We start from the raw sequence: 11,642 nt of genomic DNA on the forward strand, positions 1-11,642 counted from the left end.
TTTTTTCAGATAAAATTTTTAAGTGATGATAGTTTTTAAAAATCAGGTTAAATTTGCATTGATTCTATCGATATTCACATTATTCTGCATTTCTGCCGTTTGTGCGGGGGATATAAATTCAACTGGCACATTGGCTGTTGATTATGCAGATGATGAGATTGAATCCAATGTTGATTTGGATGAATCTGGTGAGGGTGAAGTTTTAGGAGATAAGGAAACTCCCTCAATTCAGGTTAACTCCACAGAAGTCACAACAGGTGGGGAAATTGAAATTTCTCTTAAGGATTCGAATAATGTTTCTTTAGCCAATAAGGATTTAACCGCAATAATTAATGATGAAGACCATAAGATTTCTACAAATGATAACGGGATAGCGCTCTTAAAATTGAGTTTGCCTGCAAAATCATACATTTTGCAAGTCATTTTCAAGGGAGACGATGTTTATTCCCCGATAAATAAAACATTCAATATAGATGTTTTAAAGATGGACACAATACTTACTCCAATAGGTAGCAGTGTGATTTATGGAAAATATTTCTATTCTGATTTAACTGATGTTTATGGTACTTCAATAGATGGGGCTGAACTATCATTTAAAATAAATGGTAAGACTTATACTGTAAAAACCAATGATGATGGTCGTGCAAAATTAAAGATCACTTTAGCTTCTGGAAAATATTCTTTGGTCATCGGTTATGATGGAAATGAGTATTACAATTCAATTTCAAAGACAATAAATTTGATTGTTCGTGCATCAACTTCCCTTGTGGTTGGAAATTCAATACTTTTAACCAACGGATATTTGAGAATTTATATGAAGAGTAATGAACAGTCTGCAATTTCCAAAAAAAACTGTAAAAATTACCATCAACAACAAGGTGTATACCAAAAGGACAAATTCAGAGGGAATTATAGTCTTTAAACCGAAACTGGGAACCGGAACCCTTAAGATAACTGTTGAATTTGGTGGAACAACATATGTTGGCGAATCTTCAGCTCAAAAACAGGTTAAGGGAATTAAAGGCAATCCTAGAAACCCTTTCATATCAAAGATTTCATTAAGGAATGGTGTTCCCAATGTGGATTATATGTTCGGAAGTTATGTGATGGCTGATGGTGATATGAAATATTCCCTGACCAAAGCCCAATATAAGGCAGTCATTAAAAGGGACAGCTACTGTCTGTATTTGAACAATAAATTAAGCAAATACACAGTTTTCAAATCAAAGGCCGAACCGAAACTTAGCCATATCATCAAAAGGGAAAAGTGGAATGTGATTGAAAGGGCCATCAACACCAAGATTGTTAAGAAAAACAAGAATGGCTATTGGCCGGGTACAATCACCGTTTCTCTAAAGGGAAAATCATACACCTATCCTGAGGTGAGGGATGTGCAGAATACCGGTTACACCTGCGGACCTACAGCAAGCAGCATGTGCACACAGGTTTTAAGAAACTATTACTGTGAAAAGTATCTTGCCCAGAATGGGGATGCAACTCCTTCCGAAGGATCCAGTACCAAAGGCCTTAAAAGGGCTTTGGAAAAGTTTAATTTCAAATGCAGCATCTATTATAAAAGCTCATTCAATAAAGCCTTAAAACAGCTTAAGAAAGGTGGCAGCGCTTTGGTGTTCCATACATGGGGACATTTCGTATCCATTCTGGATATCAGTAATGACGGCAAGAAGATACTGGTTGGAAATCCTTCAGGAGACTATGATTATGGAAGTCATGACATTCCAACAAAATGGTTGACTGTCAGTTATATGAAAAAGCGTTTCAATAACTATGACACCTCAGGTCTGATTGTCAAATTGAAGTATAACCTGAAAAAGGCCACCAAAAAGAATGTCAATAATTTCTATTACAGTATGGGAACCAAATGGTCTCGTCAAAATACCAATGAGAGATTGGTTCAAATTCAGGCCAATTTCTATTGAATAATTTAAAATTTCTTTCTTTTTTTTTAATTTTTTTTCATTACCAAATGCTCTCTAATACTTTATAAACTAGTTTGTTCTAATATTATATAACAAAATTAGGAGAGTATTATGGCAAACGACGATAAAAAACAAATAGTCATAAAGGGTGCACGTGAACATAATCTGCAGGATATTGATGTCAGTGTTCCACGTGACGAATTCATTGTAATTACTGGCCTTAGTGGGTCTGGAAAGTCTTCTCTTGCTTTTGATACAATTTATGCTGAAGGACAGCGTAGATATGTTGAATCATTGTCTGCCTATGCAAGACAATTTCTGGGGCAGATGAAAAAACCTGAAATGGAATCCATTGAAGGACTGTCTCCGGCTATTTCAATAGACCAGAAAACAACAAGAGAGAATCCAAGATCAACTGTTGGTACAATTACAGAAATCTATGATTATCTGAGATTATTATTTGCAAGAATAGGTATTCCTCACTGTCCGAATTGTGGACGTGAGATCTCACACCAGACACTTGGTCAAATAGGAGATGCAATCATCGAAGAGGGTGAAGGTGTAAAAATCCAGATACTGGCACCGATTGTCCGTGATAAGAAGGGCCAATTCAAGGATGTTCTTGAAGATCTTAGAAACAAGGGATTTGTAAGGGTTCGTGTTGATGGTGAAATCCGTGATTTGGATGAGGACATAAGCCTTGCAAAAACCTACAGACATGATATTGATGTCATTGTTGACAGGCTTAAAATCAGAAAGAACGTTGACTTTAAGCGCAGACTGGTTGATTCACTTGAAACAGCTTCAGAGCTGACCGAAGGATTAATCACAGTTCTGTTTGACAATGGTGAGGAATACGAGAAGAAATATTCCGAACACTTTGCATGTGTTCACTGCGGAATAAACTTCGAGGAGCTGACTCCAAGGATGTTCTCATTCAATGCTCCACAGGGGGCATGTCCTGAATGTAACGGTATAGGTTCAAAAATGGAAATTGACCCCGACTTGGTTGTTCCGGACAAATCATTGTCTTTGAGTGAAGGGGCGATTGTTCCTTGGGCAAGTTCAGCAAAAAGGGAAAACTATTATTTCCAGATGCTGGATGCCGTATCAAAGCACTTCAAGTTCAGCATGGACACACCATTCGAGGAACTTTCAAAGGAACACCAGGAAATACTTCTTTTCGGCTGTAACGAAAAAATACCATTCAATTTCAAAAGAAGAAACAAGTCTTATATGGTGAACCGTAAATTTGAGGGTGTTGTTCCAAGAATGCAAAGGCTATACTTCGAAACAAAATCAAGCTATTCAAGAAAATACCTCTCAAGGTTCATGTCTGACAGGAAGTGTCATGTCTGTGACGGTAAACGTCTAAAACCTGAAGTTTTGGCCGTAACTGTTGGTGGAAAATCAATCATTGACGTTTGTGACATGGCAATCAAGGATTCCTATCAGTTCTTCCAGGATTTGGAACTGACTGAAAGGGAAAACTTCATCGCAAAAGAAGTTTTAAAAGAAATTAAGGAACGTTTAAGCTTTTTGGTGGAAGTGGGACTTGATTATCTGTCTATGTCAAGGGCATCAGGTACATTATCCGGTGGTGAGGCCCAAAGGATTAGACTGGCCACACAAATCGGTTCTGGTCTTGTCGGTGTATTGTATATTCTTGATGAACCAAGTATCGGTTTGCACCAAAGAGACAACATCAAACTTATTGAAGCATTGAAAAGACTTAAAGACCTTGGAAATACATTGGTTGTCGTTGAACACGATGAGGAAACCATCTTATCAGCAGACCATGTGGTGGATATAGGTCCAGGTGCAGGTGAACATGGTGGTAAGGTCGTAGCTCAGGGAACACCATTGGATATCATGAACAATCCTGACTCCATTACTGGCCAATACATTTCAAGAGCACTTAAGATTGATATTCCAAAGGAAAGAAGACCTGGAAATGGTAAATTCATTAAAATCATTGGTGCTGAACAGAACAATCTCAAGGATATTGATGTTGAAATACCATTGGGCAAATTCACCTGTGTGACCGGTGTGAGTGGTTCAGGTAAAAGCAGTCTGATTAATGAAATTCTCTATAAGGGAGCACACGGTAAGCTGTCCAGGAAATTCATGTTTGCAGGCAAGTACAAGGAAATTGAAGGTTTGGAAAATATTGATAAGGTTATTGCAATTGATCAAAAGCCTATTGGAAGAACTCCTAGGTCAAACCCTGCAACATACACAGGAGTATTCACTGACATCCGTGATCTCTTTGCCAACACTCCAGAGTCAAAGGCAAGGGGTTACAAGCCTGGAAGATTCTCATTCAACGTTAAGGGTGGAAGATGTGAAGCATGTTCCGGTGACGGTATCGTTCAGATTGAAATGCACTTTTTAGCTGATGTATATGTGCCGTGTGAAGTCTGTGGCGGTAAAAGATACAACGAGGAGACATTGGATATCCGTTACAAGGGTAAGAATATTTATGAAGTTCTTGAAATGACTGTTGAGGAAGCATTGGAATTCTTTGAAAACATTCCAAAAATCACCAAAAAGCTTCAGACATTGTATGATGTTGGTTTAGGCTATATGAAGATTGGACAGCCTGCAACAACATTGTCCGGTGGGGAAGCTCAAAGGATTAAGCTTGCAAAAGAACTGTCAAGAACAAGTACAGGTAAGACTTTATATATTCTTGATGAACCGACAACCGGTCTTCACTTTGCAGACATTAAAAGGTTGTTGGAGGTTCTTTCAAGACTTACCGATGCCGGCAATTCCGTTGTTGTCATTGAACACAACCTTGATGTCATCAAGACAGCAGACCATATCATTGACCTCGGTCCTGAAGGTGGGGACGGCGGAGGTCAGGTCATTGCTACCGGAACACCTGAAGAGGTTGCGGAAGCCGGAACATACACCGGTGAGTTTTTAGAGCGTATGCTTAATGAAAACATCACTCCATATGCAAAAGAATTGGTGGAAGATATTGGAAAGTAATATTTTTCACTTTATTTTTTACTTTTTTCAACTATTTTTCTTATCACTAAACGATTAAATGTTCATTTAACTTTTTCAAGGATTATTTAAGCAAATTTAAATAATATGTTGAATATAATTTATTATTAAAGAGTATATTCTCAATGCTCTTTTTACCTAGGTGATTTAAATGAGAGAGTTATATGAAAAGATGATTGACGAAGCAATGGCAGCTCAAAAGGCTGACGTTGCTGTTATATCAGAAAACAGATACAATGACTTTAAAATAACTGATGCAAAACCATATGCTGATGCTGTATCTGGTATGAAAGCGTTGGACAACCAAGCAGAATCTGTAATTAACTTACACAAGGAATCTGTTAAAAACCATTATGAAATCTTGTCTTCCATTACAGACACTTTACAATGTGAAGACGACCCATTCATTGAACACTTCCAAACCCCACCTGTCCTTGAAATCTTATGCGAAGAAGATGGGGACTTTGCTGACAGTGTCGATAAATTCATTGCAGAAATTGCAAACAGTGAAGCATTAATCGCTAAAGAATCAATCAGAAGATATGGTGGATTCTACGGACCTACTTGTGTAGTGGACTTTGCATTGATGCCTGGAAGTACAAGTAATGTTGTAAACCAAATTTTAACCAAAATGGACATTCCAGTACATCACAAACAAGGTATTCTATCTGCAAAATCCTGGGGTATGAACACATCCTACGGTATCGGTGATGCATTTGCAAATGCTATTGAAGACGGCTTAACTGCTGCTCAAGCAACCGAAAAGGAAATTGAAACATTACAAATGATTTACAAAACTCCTATTGAAGGACAAGGTGTATTAATGGATGATGCAAATCATTCCTCCTTTGATGTAAGGGACTACATGAACAAGTATAAAAAGGCAATGACTCCTGTTGTAAAAGCAGCAATGGATGACGGCGTGCACTACGGTAACATTGTAACCGTGCCAGCATACTGTGTAGGGGACATTGGACACCACATCGGTCAATCCACATACAACATGTGTAAAGATGATGTGACAATGGCAATTATCCAAGCAACCGCTGGTGTAATTGAAAACTCACTTAGAAACAACCTTGACGTATTTAAAACACCATTTGACGTATTGAAACTTTCAACTGGTGCATCTGCTTGTGCAACTGAATTCTTACTTGAATTGGACGGTTTCACAGCTCCTATGGTTGTTGACATGTTGAACAAAAGATTCCACAACTACGTACAACAATATCCAAAAAGAGGCGCAGCTGCTGAACTCCACAACTGTGACTTCATGGACATGATTTACAGAGGATTCAACGCAATGAGTAACGCAAGGAAAATGAGATCTTCCGCTGGATTTGAAATAATTCCAAGAATCAAAGGTATGGAAGTTGACTTCACCTCCATCCTAGAAAATGAAGTTCTAATGAATCCACAAAGATACACCTATCCTGCATGTGCAATTACAGTAAGATTCTCATCACTTATGAGATTAGCTGACTATCCATGTCTTTTAACATCAGAACCAATTACAGCAACCATGATGACAAACATCATTGCGCTTGACAAGGAAACTCCTGGTTCTCCTGTAAGAGGATGTAAACAATGTGCTTCTGCATGTCTTGCAGACAACAAACACGAATACTGTCAATGGAGAGAAGCAGTTTAGGCGATCATATGACTTGTAACATTAGAAAAAAATTTTTTGCTGAACTCTTAGGAACCTTTTTCCTTGTATTTTTCGGTACAGGTTCTGCTGTTGTGACACTTTTGGTTTCACAGAGCATTGACCCTGCAAATGTCGGAATCGGTATTCTTGGAGGTTTGGGTGATTGGATTGCAATTGCATTGGTATTTGGTCTTACTGTAATGATATGTATATATGTATTTGGTAAGATTTCTGGTGCACATCTGAATCCTGCAGTAACAATAGGGCTGCTAGTCACTAAAAACATCGCTTTAATTGACAGTATTTATTATATTGTTGCTCAAGTTATTGGTGCATGTTTAGGAAGTATCGCTTTATTCCTATGCTTGGGCGCTCCGGCAGTAACCGTTGGAGGATTGGGTGCAACAGCTCCTGGACTTGGTGTAAGTTATATGCAGGCAATGTTTGCTGAATTCCTTGGAACCTTTTTCCTTATGATGGTTGTAATGGGTGTGGCTGTTGATAAAAAAGCAGAACCTGGTTTTGCAGGAATATCAATTGGTATGACTGTTGCTGCTGTAATTGCTGTTCTTGGAGCATTTACCGGTGCTTCAATTAATCCTGCACGTACATTTGGGCCATACTTGATGGATATGATTTTAGGAGGTCAAAACCTTTGGGCATACTTCCCAATCTATCTGGTTGGACCGATTTTAGGTGCAATCTGTGCGGCATTTGCATATGCATATCTTGCAAAAGACAGTGGGGTCTGTGAACTTCCACAACCGTTTAATGATGAATAATTCATTTTGAATTATTCACTTTTTTTCCTTTTTTTGATAAACTTTTTAATTAAGTAACACTAATATTATAGTAATTACTTTTAAGGTGATATATTGAACTTTAACATTAAGGAAGCTTTTTTAATATTTATTAGAGGACTCTTTATGGGTTCGGCTGATATTGTTCCAGGAGTATCTGGAGGAACAATCGCACTGATTACTGGAATTTACGGTCATTTGATTGAGGCAATAAGTAACATCAAGTTTGGATTTGTAAGACCACTACTCAAAGGAAATTTCAGGGGATTCTGGACACAACTGCTTGAAGAAATAGATTTCAAATTTTTCATACCTCTGATTTTGGGTATTGGGGTAGCATTCCTGACCCTTGCAAAGGTGGTCACATACTGCATGGACTATCACACTGCAATGACATTCTCATTCTTTTTGGGATTGATTATAGCTTCAGCAGTAATATTGTTTAGAAAAATAGAAAGAATCAACATCAAACATGTTGTTTTTGCTGTCATCGGTTTGATTTTAACTTATATATTTGTCAGCTTAAACCCTATATCCGGAAACCACTCTTTAATCGTCATATTCCTTTCAGGAATGATTGCCATTTGTGCAATGATCTTGCCAGGTATTTCAGGTTCATTTTTACTTTTGCTTTTAGGCCAGTATGAATACATGTTAAATGCGCTTCATCAATTGCATTTTTCAGAAATCATTGTTTTTGTCGTTGGAGCCCTTATTGGAATACTTGGATTTTCCAAAATACTGAATTATCTGCTTAAAAACTATGAAGAGTTGACAATGGCATTCCTTATTGGTGTAATGCTTGGATCTCTAAAAGTTCCTGCAGTTGAGATTGCAAATTCAGTAAGCGTTAACATTGGCGGATTGTTGCCATGTGTAATTGTTGCAGTAATCGGATTTGTATTGATTATTGTTTTGGAAACTAGATTTGATTATATAGAATAATCAAATCATTCAATTTCTTTTCTAAAAATAGGTATTGAATCGGTTTTATTCACTACTAAAATTAATTTTTTCAGCAATATTCTTAATATGTGGAGCTCTTCAGGTGACATATGTTCATTTAAATAATCTTCAGATTTTCTTGAGAAGTTCATTGATAAATTGGCTACCGTTTTACCTTTTTCAGTTAGTTCAACGATTTTTTTCCTTTTATCGTTTTCATCAATTTTTCGTGTAATCAACTCTTTTTTTTCCAAATTATTAATTTCACGAGTGGTTGTAACTTCATTTGAGTTTAAAATGGATGCAATTGTTTCCTGATTGAGATTATCTTTATTGTATAGGATTAATATTATATATACTTGTTTTGCAGTCAAATCAAAATCTTTAAGGTTCATATTTAAGTAGGTGGAATAATGTCGAAAAATGCTTTCTATAAAAAATCCTAAGGGCACTTCATCGATTTCAGTAGTGTCAATATTTGTTATATCTTTAATAATTCTATTTGTTTTTTTGTTGGAATGATAATTTTTCTCAGCATTGTTGATTTTTGTATAATTTTCCATATTATTTATTTTGTAAAATGTAATATTTATACTAAATAATTTCACATGTAATTAATTAATTTAATAAAAACATTAAAATATAAGGATATAAAAAGATATTATTATAAATTACTTACAATTGTAAGTAATTTTTTTCATGATAAAGTGTTTAAAGTGAAGTTTCCAAATAATGCCTATTATTGGGGGAATTGTTTTCATTCACCTATTAGTTCACTTTTAAACACTTTATTTTTTTTAAGTATTTTTTAAAATTTATTAATAATTAATTATATAACATTTATACAATGCTAGTTTTGAAGAAAGTTAAAAAACAGTGGAGATTATATCCGATTGGTTCACCTAAAGGTGCCCTAAATCATAAACGGGAACCTGAATTTGTTGGAAATATCAAATTCAGTCATGAAGGTGACTCATTATCAATTTCAAGATTTGTTGCGGACTATAATTTTAAGGACAACTCCACTTTAACAGAAAAGCTCCTGCCTCCTGGTGAAGTTATAAAGCTTCTGCGCTCACAGGCGGTGTTTTTGGCTACACATGATGAAAAGGTTGAAAATTACTTAAAATCCCTGAATATTAAGGTTAGGCACACTCAGGTCTGTGATTTCTGTGCATATGATGGGAATATTACTATTGTAAACTCTGAATATTCTTTTAAACATAACAATCAGCTAATCTGTAAGGACTGTGCATATGATACAATCAAAAATGAAATCAAGCTGCAAGGGTTTGACAAAAAGATTTTCAGAAACCTTAAAAAGACTCTGGAAAAGACAGGCAGTTTGGAAAAGACCCTGTCTGTTTTAGACCCTCATTTTGATCCCCTTAAAAACAGGAAACTGACACTCTTTGATAAGACCAGAAAGCCTAAGCATATCATACCTCCTGTTGATATGAAACGTTTGAAAATTCCTAAAAACTTTAAAAAGGTGCTTCTGGATTCGGGTAACACCAAACTGTTGCCGGTTCAATACCTTTCCATCAAGGAAGGCCTTCTTAAAGGAGAGGATTTGCTTGTTGTGAGTGCAACCGGTTCGGGTAAGACCTTGGTTGGGGAACTTGCAGGAATTACAAAGGCATTGAAGGGCAAGAAGTTCATTTTTCTCACCCCTCTTGTCGCACTTGCAAATCAGAAATATCGTGATTTTAAAAAGAAATACTCCTCATTGGGTCTTAAGGTTGCAATTAAAGTTGGAAGAAATAGGGTTAAGGCCAAAGGTGAGCTGAACCTGCCCGACAGTGACATATCCTCAGCAGATATTGTTGTTGCTACCTATGAGGGAATAGACTATCTTTTAAGGAACGGAAATTCAAGCAGTTTATCCAATTTGGGCGTTGTTTTGATAGATGAAATCCACATGATTGATGATGAGGACCGTGGAACACGTTTGAACGGACTCATTAAACGTTTAAAACATTTATATCCTAAAACACAAATAATCGGCCTATCTGCTACTGTTAAAAATCCTGAATTCCTTGCTGATGAGTTCAATATGAAACTGGTTGAGTATTCCGAGCGTCCGGTACCCTTGGAGCGACATTTGGTTTATGTTAGAAATGAATCCTCCAAAAGGCACATCATGCAGAAGCTGGCTAAACGGGAGTTCAATACCAAATCCAAAAAGGGTTATCGTGGACAGACTATTATTTTTACCAATTCAAGACGAAAAACTCACCAGATTGCAAATTACCTGACAAATAAGCATGTCAATGCCCAGGCATACCATGCAGGATTGTCATATTATAAAAAGGAAAAGATAGAAAAGGACTTTGATAAGGGTAAGATTTCATGTGTTGTGACAACCGCAGCTCTGGCGGCAGGTGTGGACTTTCCGGCTTCACAGGTAATATTTGACTCACTGATTATGGGTAACAAGTGGATCAATCCCAATGAATTTGCACAGATGCTTGGACGTGCGGGAAGGCCTTCATACCATGACCGTGGAATAGTCTATCTTCTGCCTGAAGTGGGCAATGAATTTGAAGGTGAATCTGAAGAGGCAATGGCATTGGATTTACTGGAGAGCAACAGCGATGATGTCTATATTGAATATGACGAGGATTCTGCCTATGAACAGATACTTGCAGACATTTCATCAACTTCCATCAGCTCCGTTGATGAGTTGAATAAATTTTACAAAAATATCGATGTTCCAATCAGCATTAAGATAGCAATTGACGAGATGCAGGATTTGGAACTGATAAACCGGATGTCCAACAGGCTTGAAGTTACAAAATACGGCAGGGCAACATCGGTATCATTCCTCTCGATTGATGAGGCGGAATTCATCAAGAATACATTGAATGACCGCAATTACCTGAAGCATTATGTGGGACACTCTCCAATGTACAAGAAAAAGGAAAAGTACGACAAGCTGAAGGTCTTGATATTGGCCATGGCAATGGATTTGGAGATGTTTGAAAATGCATATCTTTCAAGCGTTATCCACAATCAGATATCAAACGCTTTGAAAATAAAGTTTTCAACAAGATTATTTGCCGAATCAACATTGGATATCATATCTTCCGGAGAGGCAATGGACAAGGTTGATAAAAAGTTCCAGGAGGCATTGATTAGGATACAATCTGATTTCCTGCAGTGCAGGTGTCAGGAAAGGCCATTCTGTCAGTGCCTGCAGAGGGGAATATCTGAAGTCATCGTCCATGAAAGGCTTAAGGGAAAGGACCCTCAGGACATATCAACAAAGCTATTTAGAAAATATCAGAT

The 11,642-nt window shown here is 37.0% G+C and carries 7 protein-coding genes and 1 pseudogene (1 of these 8 cut by a window edge); 7 read left to right on the forward strand and 1 reads right to left on the reverse strand.

The genetic code is table 11. The features are described from left to right. Positions 1 to 25: 25 nt before the first annotated feature. The 6 genes from QZV03_RS06615 (at position 26) to QZV03_RS06640 (ending at position 8,351) form a co-directional block, all read left to right on the forward strand. Positions 26 to 922, forward strand: coding sequence for a hypothetical protein (locus QZV03_RS06615; protein WP_296875107.1), 897 nt, complete (start codon positions 26 to 28; stop codon positions 920 to 922). Further along, positions 825 to 1,940: a cysteine peptidase family C39 domain-containing protein gene (locus QZV03_RS06620; protein WP_296875109.1), complete on the forward strand. Its 1,116-nt coding sequence runs from the start codon at positions 825 to 827 to the stop codon at positions 1,938 to 1,940. Before QZV03_RS06615 ends, QZV03_RS06620 begins: the two co-directional genes overlap by 98 nt. Positions 1,941 to 2,051: 111 nt before the next feature. After that, entirely contained in the window at positions 2,052 to 4,937 is a 2,886-nt protein-coding gene (gene uvrA, locus QZV03_RS06625; protein WP_296875112.1) for an excinuclease ABC subunit UvrA, read from the forward strand. A gap of 169 nt (positions 4,938 to 5,106) precedes the next feature. After that, entirely contained in the window at positions 5,107 to 6,606 is a 1,500-nt protein-coding gene (locus QZV03_RS06630; RefSeq protein WP_296875117.1) for a DUF2193 domain-containing protein, read from the forward strand. 8 nt (positions 6,607 to 6,614) lie between these two features. Next, positions 6,615 to 7,388 carry an MIP/aquaporin family protein gene (locus QZV03_RS06635; protein WP_296875120.1) on the forward strand — a complete coding sequence of 258 codons (774 nt, stop codon included), beginning with the start codon at positions 6,615 to 6,617 and terminating at the stop codon, positions 7,386 to 7,388. A gap of 144 nt (positions 7,389 to 7,532) precedes the next feature. Then, positions 7,533 to 8,351, forward strand: coding sequence for a DUF368 domain-containing protein (locus tag QZV03_RS06640; protein WP_296875132.1), 819 nt, complete (start codon positions 7,533 to 7,535; stop codon positions 8,349 to 8,351). Positions 8,352 to 8,356: 5 nt separating this feature from the next. Here the strand turns inward: QZV03_RS06640 and QZV03_RS06645 are convergent, their stop codons facing one another. After that, complete coding sequence (locus tag QZV03_RS06645) at positions 8,357 to 8,959, reverse strand: MarR family winged helix-turn-helix transcriptional regulator (RefSeq protein WP_296875122.1); 603 nt, start codon at positions 8,957 to 8,959, stop codon at positions 8,357 to 8,359. 239 nt (positions 8,960 to 9,198) lie between these two features. Between QZV03_RS06645 and QZV03_RS06650 the strand changes: the two are divergent. Next, a pseudogene (locus tag QZV03_RS06650) lies at positions 9,199 to 11,642 on the forward strand (DUF5814 domain-containing protein); it runs 158 nt beyond the window's last position.

This window comes from uncultured Methanobrevibacter sp. (assembly GCF_902788255.1).
Classification (GTDB): domain Archaea; phylum Methanobacteriota; class Methanobacteria; order Methanobacteriales; family Methanobacteriaceae; genus Methanocatella.